This window comes from Thermoplasmatales archaeon (genome assembly GCA_014361195.1).
Taxonomy (GTDB): Archaea; Thermoplasmatota; E2; order UBA202; family JdFR-43; genus JACIWB01.
On the sequence record JACIWA010000001.1, the window covers coordinates 24,202 to 43,867 of the forward strand.

A 19,666-nucleotide genomic window follows, 5' to 3' on the forward strand; every position below is an offset into this window, starting at 1 on the left:
TATATCTCTGCTTATCTTTTGCTAAAAAGTAATTCTTTTATCTTTTCCTGTCTTCTTATATTCATTATATCTTTCCGTACATTGATCATAAATTCTATCCCTTAAATTTTCGAAAAAGGATTTAAAAGCGATAAGGAAATTTTATCTATCAGCAAATGCTTGGAATGAAATGCATGTAGGTATAGGATATAGAAGAGTAATGGAAATTGTAAATAAATTTGGACAAGAACCCCAATGCTATAAATTTTTTAGCAATTGATTAAACGCCTGGTAATTTTCCAAAAATCTTAATATGATCATCCAAATTATTTTTACTCTATTTTTAGGTATACTCATTTGCAGTGTCGCCCAGTCACTTTCAGCGCCATAATAATCTATAGCCCGAACCTTTATTAGATAACTTCCTTTATCTTTCCAGCTATGACTCACGTTCTGGGATTCGTTAGATTCGAGGTATGATGTGAAATCAGAAAATCCATCTCCCCAGTGGATCTCATAAATGGTGTCGTGATTACTGGAATCTAATGATATTATTGAGTAATTGTAAATAATATTTGGTGACCCTGAATTAGGCCCGGTGACAGTTGGGACGGTTGGTACCCCATTTTGCCAAATATTTATTAACGGTTGGTTATCTTTGTTATTACCTCCCAAGATCATGTAAGGTGTGTCCCCAATACCATCACCATTTTCATCTGCTCCTTTGTAATCGTCCCAATAGTTTCCATAATAAAACTCCGAATCCCATTGATTTATACTATAATCCTTCGCATGAAAACCTTTGCTTCCAATGAAATTATTATTAAAAAGGTAATTATTACCACAATCGTGCATAATAAAGATACCCCACTGATTATTTTGAACAGTGTTTTCAAATATTATATTATACCCGGATGACTCATGTATATAAAAGGCATTTTGATTATTTTTAACAATGTTTCCAAATATAGTATTGCTATCAGATCGAATATCTAAACCCGCATCCTCCTCATATTTTCCGCTATTTTGTATTACAAAACCATGTAAAGTTACCGTGTTTGCATCAATTGTGATCACGCTTCCTCTTCCTCCACCATCAATTACGGGATGTTCATAGGTTAATGAAACCACACCAATACAACATTTGTTGATAACAATATTTTCCTCATAAACCCCGGGAAAAACAAATACTGTATCACCTTTTTTAGACGCATTAATTCCATCCTGTATCTTGTTGTATGGGTGGTCATAAGTTCCATCCCACGGGCCTTGGGTATTGTTATCATCGACAAAATGGTGCCGTTTATCATCCCAAGGAGGCAAACCTTTTTCAGGTTTTGGCAAACGAGATGGATCAACTTTATTTGATGACTTATAATCAAAATGGAAATACCATCCATCACCTCCCGCCGGAGACATCCCGTCTATATGATAAGTTTTCCATGGTTTTTTCATCTTTGGTTCTTTCCATTCGATAGTCACGAAGTCGCATATATCCATTACCTTTGTTGGTGGAGTTTTGGTATCTATAATTTGTCGGATCACACCTTTTCGACCGTCACTAGTGTTAAATTCACGTCCTATCAAATCTTCCTCACCAATTGGATTTAAAAAGAAATGGGTAAAATCATCATTCTCATCTAGATGTATTGATGTTTGTTTAGATTGCGTTGCATCTAAAAGAGGAAATGCTAAAAATATTGTTACAATAAAAATCGCTACAAATCTTTTTATTTTTTTCTCATTCGAGAGCATGATTCCTTAACAGATTCTTATTAATAAAGTTTTGTATGGAATTGTAGAATAAGAAGGAGTAAGCCTTTTCTATACCAGTTTCATTAATAGCAGTGGTTCCATTTTTCACAGAGCTATCCTCGCTCTAAAATTTTCCAATAAAGTTAAATACATAAAGGTGTTATAGGCGGGTGATAAAATGGAAGGAATAGTTAAAAGATGGGTAACCTCTTATGGATTCATAGAGGTAGAAGGAAGAAAAGATGTTTTTGTGCATCAGTCGGATGTAAAAGGAAACCAGCCACTAAAAGTTGGACAGAAAGTAAAGTTTGAGATTAAGAAGGGGGATAAAGGAGAAAGAGCGGTAAACGTTGAATTGATATAAAATTTTATATACAGCATTTTTCTATAATAAGAAATGTTGCCAATAGATGAATGGATAGAAAGCAAAAATTTTAACACAACCGCAGAAATAAGCATTCCAAAATTGCTTATAGAACAGGTAATAGGGCAGGATCATGTAGTAGAAGTAGTGAGGCAGGCAGCTCGCCAGAAAAGACATATAATGCTTATTGGTGAGCCAGGAACAGGTAAGTCAATGCTCGCAAGAGCGATGACCGAATTTTTACCAAAAGAAGAGCTAGAAGATATTTTAGTATATCCAAATAAAGATGACCCAAATACTCCCCTTATAAGAGTTGTTCCCGCTGAAAAAGGAAAGGAAATTGTAGAAAAAATGAAAATAGAAGCGAGGAGGAGGGAGCAACAGCAGAGCCAATTTGTTACAATTATTGTATCTTTCATAATAATTCTCTCCATATTTGGAGCAATATACTATGATTTAACGCTTGCATTTTTTGGATTGATAGCAGCTGCAATGATTTATCTTATAGCGGGGAGGGGAAGCATTATTCAAAGGAGAGAGGAGGCAAATATACCAAAAATACTTGTTTCCCACACAAAAGATGATACCCCTCCATTCATTGATGCAACCGCCGCCCATTCTGGCGCCCTGCTGGGAGATGTGCGCCACGACCCATTTCAGGCGGGAGGGCTTGAAACTCCTCCTCACCTCAGAGTTGAGGCGGGAGCAATTCATAGAGCGCATAAAGGAGTGCTTTATATTGATGAAATAAACACGCTTAGCCTTCAATCCCAACAGCATTTACTCACCGCCATCCAGGAGAAGAAATTTTCAATAACAGGACAATCTGAAAGAAGTGCGGGAGCAATGGTAAAAACCGAGTCTGTTCCCTGTGATTTTATTCTCGTATGTGCTGGAAATCTTGATGCAGTTGCTGGTATGCATCCTGCTTTGAGGAGTAGAATAAGGGGCTACGGATATGAAGTTTATATGAACAATGTGATGGATGATAATGAAGAAAACAGGGAAAAACTCATAAGATTTGTGGCTCAGGAAGTAGCTAAGGATGGAAAAATACCTCATTTTGACAAAAAAGCGGTCGCTGAGATAATAAGAGAAGCACAGAGGAGAGCGGGGCAGAAAGGAAAATTATCTCTAAGGCTTCGTGAATTAGGAGGACTTATAAGAGTTGCGGGGGATATTGCAATAAAAGAAGGAAAAAATGTTGTTACACAGGAGCATGTCCTTAAAGCAAAGGAAATTGCAAGGAGCCTCGAACAGCAGGTTGCAGATCGCTATATAGAGAAGAAGAAAACATATAAATATTTTGAAACAGAAGGAGCAAAAATTGGAACAGTTAATGGGCTTGCGGTTATGTCAGCGGATCCTTCAATGAGTGAATATTCTGGCTTAATTCTTCCTATAGCTGCAGAAGTAACTCCCGCTGGCTCGCAGGCGGAAGGAAAGGTGGTTGCAACTGGCAAGCTGGGAATAATAGCAAGGGAAGCGGTTCAAAATGTTTCCGCAATAATAAAGAAATACATAGGCGAGGATATATCTAAGAAGGATATTCATATTCAGTTTATAGGGACATATGAAGGCGTTGAAGGCGATTCCGCTTCAATATCAGTTGCCACTGCGGTTATTTCTGCAATGGAAAGAGTTCCAGTTAGCCAGGAAGTTGCAATGACTGGGTCATTGAGCATTCATGGAACAGTATTGCCAGTAGGAGGAGTAACCGCAAAAATAGAAGCTGCTGCAAAAGCGGGAATAAAAAAAGTTATAATACCAAAGGCAAACTTGCAGGATGTTCTGATTGAGGATAAATACAAAGATATGATAGAAATCATACCTGTATCAACACTTAAAGAAGTGCTTGAGCATGCTCTCGTCGGAAAAAAGAAAAAAGATTTGATAAAGAAACTTGCTTCCTTAGAGTAACTTTTATTCAAGAATAATTATTCAACCCATCCCGGCCCTACCTGAGCATAAACTTTTGCTATATTTATTGCAAATTCAACATCATTAAATCTAAACTCTCCAGAGCTTTCAATATATTCATATTCAATTCCACTTTCATTAAATGTTTTATTTAAAAATCTATTCCATGAATAGTTATAATTGCTTTCAACCTTTATTGTCACATTTCCAAAATATTTATAGCTTGCGGAACTTGAATAATTTACCCTCACAAGATATGTTCCATAGCCCGCCACCCCCGCCTTCCCTGGCATTGCAATAACATCAATTAATGTAAGATTAACTATGCGGGATGAATTCTCTATCTCCAAGGAAGGAGGGAATAGAATTGTGTTTCCATCATGCTGGCTCAAGAAAACTGCCCCTCCTTCATATACGTAGCTCTGGTCAACAAAATAGGCATTATCCGCTTTATATATTATTGTTCCAAGAGGGAAAGATAATTTCTTATTTTCTGTAATATATCCTTCATAGATAATGCAAAAGTTGCCATTTGAAACCGAAAATGTTGCATTAAATGGCCTCGCCATATAGGGGAAAACTTTTTTTGAAAATGCGTAGTTTTCATTCATTAAATCTATAAAGAATGAGCTTCCTATATCAAGCCCAGAAAATATTGTTTGGTTCAAAATTATTTCATTTCCTCCTTTTACTGTTAAATTTATTCTGCAATAATCACCATATTCATCTACCTTTATGGATATGGATGAATTGTCTGAAAATGAAATATTGTAATAGTCTCCGATATTGAGTTTGTTTATATTCAATTCCAGGGATTTTACTGAAATTATATTTGATAGAGTTCCATTGCCATATGTTACATTTTTTTCTTCATATCCATAACCATTTATTTCTAACACGAAAGTAAAATTACTGCCATGGCTTGATAAAATTTGTAAAGAGTCAAAGGAGCGGGAGGAAAGAAAATATGGCAATTCTTTGCTTCCTAGAGTAATTGAATTTGTTATAGGCGAGGAAATTTTTCCTATTGAGATTAAATCAACTGCATATTTCAGATTTGCAAATTGATTTGTAACAACATCCATATGCTCCGCTTCTCTTTCCTCCATCCATCTTGGCACATAGTGGAGCTGGATAACTGCGAGAACTGAAACTAATAAAACAACAACGAGTATTGCAACAACGACTCCTACCTGTCCCTTATTTTGCATCATTTGATATATTCACCTTTTATTAAATAACTTTGCGATATTTTCTGATTATAAGTATTACTATTGCTGATATTGCCAGTCCTAAAATTATATATGGATAGATGGGCTTTTTCTCTATCTTTACTATTTCTATTTTTACATAATCTTCTTCACTATAATCAATTCCATCAAAGCTTCTTACATAAATTAAATGCTCCCCTTCCGCAAACTCGCTGATATTTAGCAAATAACTCCATGAAATTTTACCTTCAGCATCCTGCCAATGCCCACTATCAACTCTTATTTCCACCTTTTGTATTGTTTCATTTCCATCTTCATCGCTTGCAAATCCCTGAATAATTATATTTTCGGATGTTTTTGTGCCATTTTCTGGGCTAATAATTTTTATAATTGGTTTATGATTTTGAATTACCTTTATCATTACACTTGATTCCGCTTTTGCTCCTTTATCATCAGTAACAGTCAATTTTGCAGTATAATTTCCAGTATTATTATAAGAATGCTGCTTTGTTGAAGGAGGGGAGCCAGAGCCATTATATTCTGTAATTCCATCATTATCTATATCAAGCTCCCAGTAAGCTATGTAGCCATCTTCATCACTTGCATTAATTATGAAATTAACCACAAGAGGAGCATATCCCTCGCTGATATTTACTTGAAGTGAGCATTTTGGTGGTTTATTTTCTGGAGGAGGTGGAAAAGGAGGAGATGGAGGTGGAGAAGGAGGAGAAGGTGGAGTATATACAATAGTTGTAAATATCCATGTGTCAGATGAATTTTCATATTGTCCATCACTTGCAACTATTCTCCAATAGTATGTAGTGGAATAAGCTAACTGCAAGGTATAGGTTGTTGAATTAGTTGTTGCTAATTTTGGTGGATCTGGTGATTTTCCAAGATAAACATCATAAGTTAAAGCGGATCCATCTGGATCAGAGCAACTCCATGAGAGAGTTAATGTTATGGCAACATCTGTTGCCCCATTTGTTGGATATATCAATGCTGGCTTATTTGGAGGATGATTTACAAGAGATTTAGTTGTAAATCTCCATATATCAGATGAAGTTTCTGCTATGCTATCATTTGCAATTGCATACCATTCATATGTTGTGTTATAAGCCAAATTATACCATGTTATTGAAGTATCTGTATTATTTGCAACATTTGTTTTTGTTCCTATTAATTGCCATGTTACATTTCCTAATTTACGGCCATAGAAACTAACATTCATCAAATTTCCATCTATATCAACAACATGAACAGTAAGATTTGCATTTGTGCTTAAATTTAGAGAGTTATTTGCTGGAGTCACTAGCAAAGGCTTGTTTGGCACATCATTTACCGGTGTTATATTGATATAAACTGTTGCAACATTTGAGTAATCTTTTCCATCATATGCTTTGTATTTGAATGAATCTGTTCCATGATAATTTAGAAATGGTGTATAGATGAATGAACCATTTGAATTCAATGTTAAGCTTCCATGGATTGGATTGCTTACAAGAATTGCAGCTAAAGTATCATTATCAGCATCGCTATCATTTGATAATATTCCAGGAGCATTTACAATTAAAGCAATATCTTCATCTGTGCTATAATAATCATCATTTGCAATGGGTGGATTATTTAATTTACTAACATTTATTTGCTTTAATATGCTACTTTTTGTCCCTAAATTATCTGTAACTGTTAGATTTACATCATATGTTCCAACACTACTATATTGATGAGTTGTATTTTCTTCATAAGCAAAGCTTCCATCTCCAAAATTCCATGTCCAATTTACTATGTTTCCATCTACATCATAAGAAGTGCTGTTGAAATAGATTGTTTGCCCTATAACTGGATTTAGTGGTTCATATATAAAGTTTGCAACAGGAGCATCATTTATGCTATTTATTGTAATATGAACTGTTGCAATGTTTGAATAATCTTTTCCATCATATGCTTGATATGTGAATGAATCTGAGCCATGGTAGTTTGCTTGAGGCACATAAACAAATGAGCCATCTTCATTTAGTGTTAATGTTCCATGAGATGGATTGCTTACTAAAACAGCAGTTAAAGTATCTCCGTCTGCATCATAATCATTTTCTAATACTCCAGGTGCCTCTATAATTAAAGAAATATCTTCATCTGTTGTGTAATAATCATCAATTGCAACAGGTGAGGAAGAACTTATCAAAATTGTTTTATTAACTAAATATACAAATATTTCCTCCCCGTAAAAATTACTTATTGTAACATTTGACATATTTATGCTAGTTGGCCCTAAATTTATTCCCTTAAATTTTATTTTTGCCATGCACCCGCTTCCGCTCGCATTTGTAAGAGCAACTATTTTTATTCCATCTTCAATTTCCGAAAAATACAAATTAACCCCGCTTCCTTCAATAGAGCCATTTTCAATTTCAACAAATTCAACAAAATATTTATCAAAAAGAAGATCAAAGGTTATTGCATTCAAAAAGCTCACATTCGAAATATTAAGAAAAGCATAAAATTCCCCGCTCGCTCTGTCGGGTGCCTCCACCCGCAGGCAAGTGGAAGTGGAAACTATTTTCATTCCATTCCATGAAATGTTTATTTCATTTCCATCAATGTCGCTTATGTTGCCCTGAATTGAGATATATGAAGAGCCATTGGTTAAGCTTTTAAATTTTATTTTTGTGAGATAGCCAGAGCCATTTACAGCATTAAGAGCCATAATATCATTTACAATTTTTATCTCCCCTTCTTTTAAGGAATAAATGCAAGGAATTTCAGTCCCATTTATACTTCCATTTTCTAATGATTCAAACATGAAAATTGATGAATTATAAAATATGGAGTAGTCCGCTGAATTAAACCACCCAACATTTTCAACATTTACATATATAAAGAAGCTATCTTCAACTAAAACCACTGGAGGGGCGGATATAAATACATATCCTCTTGCAAGAATTGGAATAAAAAGCAGAGCAAGAAAGATTATTTTCTTCATTTTCCCAATATCTTATTTATCAGCAGTTGCAAGTCCTCCAAATCTACTGTTCCATCTAAATTTAAGTCAGCTGGCGGGGTTTTTTCATCCAGCAGTGCAATTATCCTTCTTATTTTTGTTATATCAAGTGCATTTATTTTTCCATCCATATTTGCATCTCCTCTTGAAAAAACATTTATTATCTTTTCTTTTGAAGCACTTTCCCCATATATATCAGTTACTGTAAGAGTTACAATATAACTCCCAGCCTTATCATATACATGGCTTGCATTTTTTTCATAACTGAAACTTCCATCTCCGAAATCCCATAGCCATGAAATTATTTCTCCAGAAGAAGAATCATTGAAATATGCTATCTCTTTTTCAAATACAAAAGAATTTGTAAAATTTGCTTCAATAGCACTCTTTGTGCTGAAATAATAAATTTCTGATGAAATATTTGCCTTTCCATCACTTACTTCCGCATACCATGAATAATTTTTTCCATGTTCGAGAGTTAAATTAATGCTAACCACTCCATTTCTAGAGCTTATAACAAAAACATTCCCATTTAAATAGAATTTTACGCTCATCACATCATTGTCTTCATCATATATCTCTGCCATTAGAGAAGTCCTTACATCAACCACTGAGCCATTTTCAGGATAAATGATAGTTATGCTTGGCTCATGATTTTCTTTTTCAGGAGTTGAGAAATTCTTTCTTTCTCCATATGCTATTCCTCCATCTGAACCAACCGCAATTGCTCTGTAAGAATAATTTCTACCGCTTTCAAGCCCCTCAACTGTACAATTTACCACTCCATCTTCTTCAACAAGCATAACCTCAGATGTAATATTTTTTCCATTCCCTACCTCAAACCACAGATAACAGAATTCATTGCTACCAAGCGAAACATTACACTCAAGCTTAACACTGTTGAATGAAGGAATTGCGGAACTCTCGCCAAGCACTGGAGCAAGAGGCGCAGAGCTTGTTAAAAAGGAGAGATTTGTTCCATATGAAATTCCTTGGCTATTCCTTACAACCGCCCTGTAATAATATCTTGTATTCTCTTCTAAGCCAGATATAGTTTCCTCAAAAATTCCTGGTAAGCTCATCATTTTTTCATCTGTTCTATAAATTGTTTCATTTCCTTCTTTCCAGTATTCGAAGCATACATAGCATGCCTCCCCTCCTGTATCAACCAGGTTTGCCCTCAATATTATTGCATAATTTGCAAAAGAAGTTTCAATGCTTGCTTTTGTAGAATTTGTTTTAAATGTTTTATCCATTCCATAAGAAATTCCCTTGCTATTTTTTGCAACCGCTCTGAAATGATATGTTTTTCCAGATGTTAAATTTTCAATTTTAATTGAAAATTCTTCATTTTTATTTATTGTTAAAATGCCCGTAGCAAATCCATATGAAGTTGTTTCTCCATATTCAAACCATACCTGGCAGTATTCATCCCCCCCTCTATCATCCAGTTTTCCTTTAAGATATGCGGAATTGCTCGTTATATTTTCAGCTGAAAGAGTTGAAACAGATGGAAGAATAACTTTAGTTGTGAAATTTTTTTCCTCTCCATATGCAATACCCTGTAAATTTTTTGCAACCGCTCTGAAATAATATGTTTTATTCACTTCCAGCCCGCTTATCTTTGAAGAGAATGAGGAAGGAGATGTTTTTACAATATGAGAAGTGTTATATCTGTAATCTTCAATTTTATCATGCGGGGCATCATCATAAACAAACCACACCTCGCAACTGCTCGCCCCCACCTTGCTCAAATAGCCATTTAAATTTGCCTGATTATATGAAACATCGCTTGCATCATTTGTTGCTACCTCTGGAGGAGATGGAGATGTTTTAAATGTGACATCGTTTCCATAAAATGTTTTTCTTGAGTTTTTTGCAACAACCCTGAAATGGTAAGTGGTGTCTGGTTTAAGTCCGCTCAATGTTGCGGAGAAATTTGCTGGGCCATAATAAGTGTTTTTAGTTGTTGAATTTCCATAAGAAATTGTTTCTCCATATTCAAACCATACTTGGCAGGAAGTATCGTTTAAATGAATCAACTCTCCATTGATTTTTGCTGAAGAGCTTGTTATATTTTCCGCACTCAATGTTTTTGCATATGGCACACCAACAAGGTTAAAGCTAACATTTTTTGAAGTAAGAGATAAATCAAGCACAAATGTTCTGTTGTTATCTTCATTATTGTAATAGCAATATACTTCTATAGTATCACCACTCTGGCATTCTGGTAAATTGCTGAGATCAGCCTGATAATATCCTTGCTCATTTGTATAAACAACTATTTGTGTTAATCTTGTTAAATCCTTTATAATTACTTGAGCTCCGGAAACAGCATTTCCTTTCGAATCCTTTATGTAGCCATATACTGGGAATGGCTGGTCCAATCCAACGCTACTCATTGCGGTCATTATCATCAAAAAACACACTACTATACTTTTTATTTTTCTCATTTTCTCACCTCAATTAAAAATTCACCACTTTTCTCAACTCTTAAAACAACCGCATCTCCTGGATAAACCATAAAATCATAAGAAGGAGGAGAGATTCCAACTACATAGCTATCAAAACCTCCTTTGCTAACATTCCATTTAGCTATTACACTTCCAACAGGCATTATATCACTCCCTATAATCTCAGCAATTTGGGAAGCATTTATGGAATAGAAAGCACTCCAACAAAAATGATTAACAACATTTTTTTCATTTTTTGTAACATTTACAAATCTATTTTCTATAGGAAAAGCTTTTTCAATAAAATATCCGCTTTTTGCCACTCTTAAAACAATTACATCATATGGAGAAACCATAAAATCATAAGAGGGAGGAGAGATTCCAACTACATAGCTATCAAAACCTCCTTTGCTAACATTCCATTTAGCTATTACACTTCCAACAGGCATTATATCACTCCCTATAATCTCAGCAATTTGGGAAGCATTTTTTTCTTCTCCAAACCAGGGCAAATAATTGACAACATTTTTTTCATTTTTTACTATTTCTATTTTTGTTGCTACTTGAATTATTTTTGATACACTTGCATTTTTGCTTCCATCAGATACAATTAGAGTTACATTGTAATAGCTCCCTATTTGATAAATATGTTTTGGATTTCTTTCATAGCTAATGCTTCCATCTCCGAAATCCCATAGCCATGATGTTGTTCCCTGTGAGAGATCAACAAAAATTATTTCTTCTTTTGAGCAGGGATTTTCATTTATCACCATAAATTCCGCAAATAAAACTTCTCCTACATAAATTTCTTTTGAAATTGTAGAATTTTTTCCTTCATTATCAATTACCTTCAAAATCACATTATATTCGCCACTTTCATTATATTTATGACTTGCATTTTTTTCATAAGCAATGCTTCCGTCTCCAAAATTCCATGTCCAATTAACAACGAACCCATCTACATCATAGCTTAGATCTATGAAAAGGACTGTTTCATTAACTTTTGGGTTTGAAGGTGTGCATTCAAAATCCGCAAATGGCTCATCATTTACTGAACTTATTGTTATATTTACCCATGCTTCATTGCTCCAAGCGTTGCTATTATCCTTTACTTTATATTTGAATGAATCTGAGCCATGATAATTTGCGGATGGTATGTATGTTACTGTTCCATTTGCATTTACTGTTACATTTCCATAAGATGGATTTTGGGTTATTGTTACACTGCTTGCATTTATTGTTCCATCTATATCATAATCATTTGCCAATATTGCTATTATAACAGGTGTATCTTCATCTGTTGTTGCATAATCATCAATTGCAACCGGAAAATATGTAACAATAAAATTGAATGGAGTGGTTTGATTTGTGTTATTCGATAAATCTTCTGCCAGAATATAAAAAGTATAATTTCCGCTCGATAGATTTTCTTTTATGTAAAATGTATTTCCATAATTGCTCATAATTCTTTCCACTCCATTTATATTTATCCTTACTTCTCTTACCCCTCTATTATCAAAAACACTGCATGAGACATTTACTTCTCCAGCCTCAACAATTTCCTCAAAACCTATATTTTCTATTTCAGGAGGTAAAGTATCGACAATTTCAAATGAATAATTTCCAGATATGTTAAAGAAGTCATTTACATCTACCGCATATATGAAAAAAGTATGCAGTCCTATATCAAACGTTGAGTTATAGTAATAAATTCCATTTCCCTTATCATCAGTAATCCCGCTCATTGAGAAGTTCCCAAATGAAAAAACTATTTTCACTTCCTTAACCTCCACATTATCATGCACAAAACAGGAAATATTTAATGGCAATCCATACTGCCCGCTGGCTGGAAAAGTAACATTCTCCATGCTCGGCGGCTCGGGCTGGACAATTATTGTAAAGGTTAATATCTCTGAGGTATTTGAGTTATTGCTCGCATCCTTTGTAAAGATGAAGAAGGTATGATTTCCTGGCTGATGGCATTGAATTTTGTAATAATATTTTTCTCCTGAAAGCATGCTTTCATTTATGTAGCCCCCGTTTGGAAAAGTTATATTTATCTTTGCTTCCACTACTTCAACATCATCAAAAATGTTGCAGGAAATGTTTACTTCTTCTCCCACTTCTTGAGGATTTGGATAAGCGAATAAATTTTCTATTGAGGGAGAGGAAAAATCATTAACTGTTATTTGCTTAATTGTTGTGTTTTTTGCATAGTCATCATCATAAACAGTTAAAGTAACATTGAAAATTCCATTTCTTCTGTAAGAATGCTTTGGGTTCTTATGCTCCTCCTTTCCGCCAGATATATTTGTTCCATCTCCAAAGTCCCATTCCCATATTTTTATGCTTCCATCTAAATCATAGGATAAATCATAGAATCTAATCTCTTCCCATACTGTTGGGCTATCTGGCTCAAATGTGAAATTTACAAAAGGAATTATGTTTGAGACATTTATTTCCTTTTCAATAATTGAAAAAGCACCATCATTATCATACACAGTAAGCTTTACTTTATATTTTCCATCATCGCTGTATCTATGCTCAACAAATTTGCCATATCCAACACTTCCATCTCCAAAATTCCATGTATAATTAACTATGTAGCCATCTATATCATAACTATTGCTTGCATTAAAAGTAATATTATCTAAATCTGTTGGCTCCTCTGGCTGGAAAGTGAAATTTGCAGATGGAGGAAAAGCTATTATAAAATTTTTTATTGATGACTTTCTTGAATTATTGTTAACATCTTCTGTCCATACATAATAATTATATACACCCTTTTTCTCAAAAGAAATTACAAAATAATAGGCATTAGTTGAATTTATATTTATTAAGCTTTCATTTATATAATTTCCTTCTGGAGTAGTTATATTTATAATGGCTGAGCTGACTCCTTCCTTGTCCAGAATATTGCATGTGATATTCACTTCTTTTCCTGGTTCTTGAATTAATGGAATTGCCCGCAGATCAACTATATCAGGGGGAAATATATCTATACCTCCATATTCTTCCATAAGTGGATAAAAATCAAAATTTCCTTTAATAGGTGGCTCTATTGGATATGGCGCATCCCCTATTCCATCTCCATCAGCATCTGCCCCGCTGTATTTATCCCAATAATTTCCAACATTTAAATGGCTCCAGTTATTCATGATGCTCTCATCATATGCATCTTGCAAATTAGAAATAAATGTGTTATAAAATATTGTATTGTTTATGGTATTCGCACCAAGTAATATCCCTTTCCTATTCCCTATAAAATAATTTTCTTTTATTATACTATCTCTAAAACCAACTCCAGATATTGCATATGAATTATTGTAGAATATATTTTCTGCTACAAGTATATTTTTCCCTCTAAAGATATATACTCCTCCATATAAAAAAGAAAAGTTGCAATTTTTTATTTCACAATTATCTCTGTTAGGCAGATATATTCCAAAATAACCATCGCTTGAACCAACTATAGTAAACCCTTCTATACTCACTGAATCAGAATTAATAATTATAGCATGATTTCCATTCTGACAATTTATTATTGTTCCATTTCTTTCACCAATCAATTTTATATTTTTATCTATAGCTATACTTTCATTATATACACCCTCGTATACATAAACCGTATCGCCCGGCGAAGCAGCAGAAATTGCATCGCTTATTCTTGTGAAATCACCGCCTCCATCATCATCTACATAGATAGTTTCTGGGTTTGCTTTTTCAATTCTAAACAAACCTAACAGTAGCAAAAGTATAATGAAGATAATTCTTTTCAATTTTACAGCCACCATTCTCTTACACTACTCAATGGATATCTGTCCTGTGCAGAATATGGAGGAATATTATAATATGTTTGCTCAGGTGGTCTATCACTCCAGTAGTTTCCTTCTGTTCCTGCATACCAGGAATTGTTTCCTTCATCCCATGCCTGGAGAGTATTATTTAAGAAATTGTTATGATATATTTCATTGAAATTGCAATCAGATGATGAGATGTTAATTCCAGCAGAATTTTCTGTTATATTTGTTTCATATATTTTGTTGTTTGTAGATGTTCTATTTATTAAAATTCCATAAATATTTTTCTCAATTATGCTATATCTTATTTCGTTATTCCTCGATGAATTATTTACAATTATCCCATACGTATTATTCCATATTTTATTTGGTGTACTTTTTTCTCCTAAATAATTGCTTTCTGACGAATCCATGATTATTCCACATAATGTGTTATTCCATATTAAATTCCCCCTTATAGGATATGAATCCCCCTGCGATGATTGCATCATATATATTCCATTTTTATTAAAAGAAATGTTGTTGCTCTGCAGGTAGTTGCTATTTGACGCAACCATATAAATTCCATTGCCATTATTTGAATATATATTATTTTGCTTGATTGAGTTTGTATTTGATGCAAATAGATAAATTCCATTGCCATTATTTGAATATATTGAATTCTGCTGTATGGAATTGATATTTGATAACTTAAGGAATACAGCATCCATTCCATTAGAATAGATTTTATTTTTAATTATCTGATTATTTCCTGCTATATCTATTTTTGAATTTTCCATATATATTCCATATTCAATACTGGAAAATATTTCATTTTCCTCTAGGTTGTTGCCTGTTCCTCCACAATCAAATAAATAAATACCATTTTTATTATTTCCAACTATATTTTCATCAATAATGTTTGCATCGCCCCAGATAATATATATTCCATAGCCATTTGCATTTGAAGAAATGTTATTTCTATAAATCTTGTTGTTATATCCATAAGAAATATTTATTCCATCTTCATTGAAAATTATTGAATTGTTTGATACATTATTGTTATTTGAATATATTATTTCTAATCCTTTCTTATTTTGTTTTATTGTGTTTAAGTAAAGAGTATTTTGGGAAGAATAGTCCAGCATGTATATTCCACTTTCACTGCTATTTATTATTGTATTATTTTCCAGTATATTATAGCTGCTCATTTGAATAGATATACCATATTCATTTCCATCTATTAAATTGTTTGAGATATTATTCAGATCCGACCTTGATTTTAGCTTTATTCCTTCCATTGAATTGTTATAAATCTGGTTATTAAACAGTATATTTCCACTCGCTGAATAGATAAATATTCCGCATTCAGAATTTGAATAAATAGAATTGTTCATAAGAGTATTATTATCACATACATCCTCATTTGGTCTTTCAAGATAAATTCCGCTATTTCTGTTTTTATACAATGTATTGTTTTCTATTATATTTTCTCTTGATTCACTAATTCTTATGCCATGGGTAGCATTATAAATTACATTTTCAGAGATGAAATTTAAATCAGAAGATATGATGTGAAATCCTTCATTTGTAATAGATGAAATGGTGTTATTAAAAATTATATTTGTACCGCTCGACTTTAAATAAATTCCATTATTTTTGCATAAAGTAATATTGTTTGAAGAAATGTAATTATTGCTCGAAGAGGAAAGATATATTCCAAAATTATTATTCCATATCTCATTGAACCAGATTGTATTCTGAGAAGAGCCTGAAACTAAATAAATACCATCATTTGTATTTGAATAAATATCATTTCCTTGAATTATATTTCTTGTTGAAAGATCAAGATAAATCCCATATCCATTTTCATGGATAGCATTATTGGCAATATAGTTATTTTTTGGGGTTGATATCATTTTTATCCCAAAATTTGTGTTTGAATAAATATTGTTATCTCTTATGATACTGTTATCAGATTTGTAAAAATGCAATCCCTCGCTGTTTGAATTTATTTCATTTCTTCTTATATTAACTCTAACAACATTTTCTGCCCATATTCCATAAATATTTTCATGAATTTCATTATCAACTATGTCTATAAATGAAGAATATCGGATGATTATTCCATAAGTGTTATTGGATATGGTTGTATTTGATATACTGCTATTATAAGAGCCATAAAAACTTATTCCATATGTTGCGTTTGATATAGAGCAATTGTTTACATAAATTCTTGAACAATTATCTATAAATATTCCACTTGTAGCATTTATTTTAAAGCCCTCTATTATTACCCAGTCAGCAGTGATTCTTAACCCACCCATGCTTATTTTTGGGTTGCCCATTCCAACAAGATTAACTGATTTGTTTATTAAAGCTCCATTATAATTTCCTGAATATACATAAACTGTTCCTCCGACACATACCGCATCTACTCCTTCTTGAATTGTCCTTAAATGCTTTTCATCGTACCATTCAAGAGGGGCATCATCATCAACCCATACTACTGTTGTATATCCAACTCCCTCAGCCATCCAATTTAGAACATTTCTCAAATATGCTTCTCTGCTTTCATTTGTTATAGCATTAGAATTGAGATCAAAACCAAGAACAATTGAGCGGTTTGCACCTCTTAAGGCGTCTATCGCATACTCACCTACAGGAACATATCTTGAATAAACTTTAATGTCATCAACCGCCCACTCTGCGCCGTCTCCTCCCTTATAAACAAATGCAATACAAACATTTTGTCCGGCATAATAGCTTAAATCAATTGTTCTTTTTACCCAATTCTGGTTTGTTGAAACACTCATCTCTGCTAATTCAACAAAGTCTGTTGGAGGAACTCTGCTTCCTGTTGAAATCCATACTCCATGATAAGTATAATAGCTCATATATCTATTCCATTCATAAAATTCTAATATGCCGTTGCTTGGAACCACAAAAGATGGGCTTACAAGCCAGTCATTGCAATTCTGCCACCAGTGCACTGTCTCATCATGATATGCACATTTTCTACCACTCAAAGTAAGTGATTGCCATCCAGGATTGCTAAAACCAAGAATGTATTCTTCCCATCCATTTGGTGGAAAACTGCTCTCAAAACTTTCATTTATTACCTCATTTTTTCCTTCAGAAATAAGAGAATAATTAAACAGAGCTGAGCTATTTTTATTCAGTTCATAAATTTTCATAGGCGAAGTTATGACAATATTTGCTAGTCCATAAGTAGAGGAGTATGAAGATGTTCCAATTACTCCTTTTAATATTCCTCCAGATATATTCATAGGGCCATATGAAAAAGTTCCTGGATTTGGATAATAATCATTTGCAAAGTATCCTGTTATACCTGAATGATATCCTGAATTTATTCCTCCAATTGGTTCAATCAGACCAAGAGTTTCTCCAAGCCATATTTCATGCTCATTTACTCTATTTCCAGAATAATTCTGTAAATCCCTGACAACATAAGTTCCAGTTAAAAGAATTGTTCCATTGTGATTTAAATGCTCTTTTATTTCATAAACATGGTCTGAAGTATCATCTGCTCCTTCTGTCATTGAAGTGCTCCATGTATTGTTTATTCCGTCATTAATTGCCTTTCCTCCATCCCCGGGAAAATCTCCGCAACTCCATATAACTATGTCATACTCATCAAGCAATGTTGCTGTTATATTTTTCCCTTTTTCAGAGCCGCCTACAAATTTCCAGCTATCTATTGCCTTACCTGTAGAGTAATCCACTCCTAATCTTGAAAGAGCTACAAGTATATTACTAATTCCATCCCAGTTTCTTGGGCTTGCTGGCGTGTTATCAACAACAAGAACACTTCTATAAGTAAATGGAGAAGATATAACAATTGTTTTGTTTGCTATTCCTATTCCTCCCTCATTATCCATCACTTTCAGCTTTACAGTATAGTTTCCTGAGCTGCTGAACATATGATATGGATTTACACCAATTGCATCATCAAACTCGCCATCATTATCAAAATCCCATGAATAGCTTACAATTTCACCATCTCTATCATATGAGCCAGATGCATCAAAAAATACATAATTTTTTGTTGTTGGCTGCTGAGGAAAATAAGAAAATATTGCAAATGGCAATATATTTGGAACAATTATATTATAGCTTGTTGAATTTGTAGCACCATTATTATCTGTTACAACTAAGGTTACAGTATATGTTCCACTTCTGTTGTAATAATGAACTGGATTTTGCTCTGTGGAGGTTGCTCCATCTCCAAAATTCCAGTAACAGCTAACTATATACCCATCTGTATCAAATGAACTATCAAGAAAAGATACAATTCCTTCGCCACTATTGTTATCCCAGCTGAAATTTGCTACCGGTTTTTGATTTTCTGTAACATTTACTGGTGGATTTTCAAAACCATATCCACTTGTTGCTGTTGCTGTTTGATATTCATCGTCAGTAACAGTTAAAGTAATGTTGTATATCCCACTGCTTGAATACCTGTGCAAAACAACTTTCCCATAACCAATGTTTCCATCTCCAAAATCCCATCTATAAGAAATTATTTCTCCACCATCCGGGTCATAACTTTGGCTTGCATTGAACTCAACAATTTCCAGAGTTTTAGGACTTAGAGGGGCATATCTAAATTTTGCAACAGGGGGAACATAATTTACAATGCCTTCTCTTAATATCCCAGCAAAAATAATTGAATTGCTTTCTTCATCAACAATAATTGCACTTATCTGCCAAAATGTTATATTCCCGAATATCGCATTTCCATTTATATCTATATATTCACCTATATTCCATCTATCATTTCCATCTCCTTTAAAGGTTGCATTTTCCCCTATCAAATTTCCTTCCGAGTTAAAGGAGTATTGCTTGCTTTTAATCTCTCCTTTCCATATCACTATTTTTAATTTATCAAGATTTAATTCACTCCCTCCTCTATGCTCTATTATTATATGTTCTGCTTCATTTATATAGCCAACAAAAGTAACATTTGGAGTATTTTCTGGCTGATTTATTGAAAAAACATATATTCCAACAACTGAAAATGTGCTTATTGCTATTGCAAGAAGTAATATAGTTCCAACTACCTCCGATACTCCACTATCCCCGAGCCAAACAAACTTTTTATTCCTCATTTTTCCACCATTTGCTAACTTTTTGCTAACAATATATATTTAACAAATATATAAAGATTTTGCTGGATAGAT

At 33.5% G+C, this 19,666-nt stretch carries 8 protein-coding genes; 2 read left to right on the top strand and 6 right to left on the bottom strand.

Annotation, left to right across the window (positions count from 1 at the left end; translation table 11 throughout):
• Nucleotides 1-237: 237 nt before the first annotated feature.
• Nucleotides 238-1,734, bottom strand: coding sequence for a hypothetical protein (locus H5T44_00150; GenBank protein MBC7080655.1), 1,497 nt, complete (start codon nt 1,732-1,734; stop codon nt 238-240).
• A 178-nt stretch (nt 1,735-1,912) separates the two neighbouring features.
• On the opposite strand from H5T44_00150, the gene H5T44_00155 reads away from it, so the two are divergent.
• Together H5T44_00155 and lonB are read left to right on the top strand one after the other, a co-directional pair.
• Nucleotides 1,913-2,098: a cold shock domain-containing protein gene (locus tag H5T44_00155; GenBank protein ID MBC7080656.1), complete on the top strand. Its 186-nt coding sequence runs from the start codon at nt 1,913-1,915 to the stop codon at nt 2,096-2,098.
• 33 nt (nt 2,099-2,131) lie between these two features.
• A complete protein-coding gene (gene lonB / locus H5T44_00160; protein ID MBC7080657.1) occupies nt 2,132-4,018 on the top strand; it encodes an ATP-dependent protease LonB in 1,887 nt (628 codons plus the stop codon).
• Between the two features lie 17 nt (nt 4,019-4,035).
• Here lonB and H5T44_00165 read toward each other — a convergent pair whose 3' ends face one another.
• Genes H5T44_00165 through H5T44_00185 form a run of 5 tightly spaced genes read right to left on the bottom strand, consistent with a single transcriptional unit; the run spans nt 4,036 to nt 19,594 of the window.
• Complete coding sequence (locus H5T44_00165; protein ID MBC7080658.1) at nt 4,036-5,232, bottom strand: hypothetical protein; 1,197 nt, start codon at nt 5,230-5,232, stop codon at nt 4,036-4,038.
• Between the two features lie 19 nt (nt 5,233-5,251).
• Nucleotides 5,252-8,212, bottom strand: a complete 2,961-nt coding sequence (locus H5T44_00170) for a tandem-95 repeat protein (GenBank protein ID MBC7080659.1) — start codon at nt 8,210-8,212, stop codon at nt 5,252-5,254.
• Nucleotides 8,209-10,683, bottom strand: coding sequence for a PKD domain-containing protein (locus tag H5T44_00175; GenBank protein ID MBC7080660.1), 2,475 nt, complete (start codon nt 10,681-10,683; stop codon nt 8,209-8,211). Before H5T44_00175 ends, H5T44_00170 begins: the two co-directional genes overlap by 4 nt.
• The gene (locus H5T44_00180; GenBank protein ID MBC7080661.1) at nt 10,680-14,477 is read right to left on the bottom strand and encodes a PKD domain-containing protein; all 3,798 of its coding nucleotides are present in this window, start codon (nt 14,475-14,477) and stop codon (nt 10,680-10,682) included. Before H5T44_00180 ends, H5T44_00175 begins: the two co-directional genes overlap by 4 nt.
• Entirely contained in the window at nt 14,465-19,594 is a 5,130-nt protein-coding gene (locus H5T44_00185) for a right-handed parallel beta-helix repeat-containing protein (GenBank protein ID MBC7080662.1), read from the bottom strand. Before H5T44_00185 ends, H5T44_00180 begins: the two co-directional genes overlap by 13 nt.
• Between the last annotated feature and the right edge of the window lie 72 nt (nt 19,595-19,666).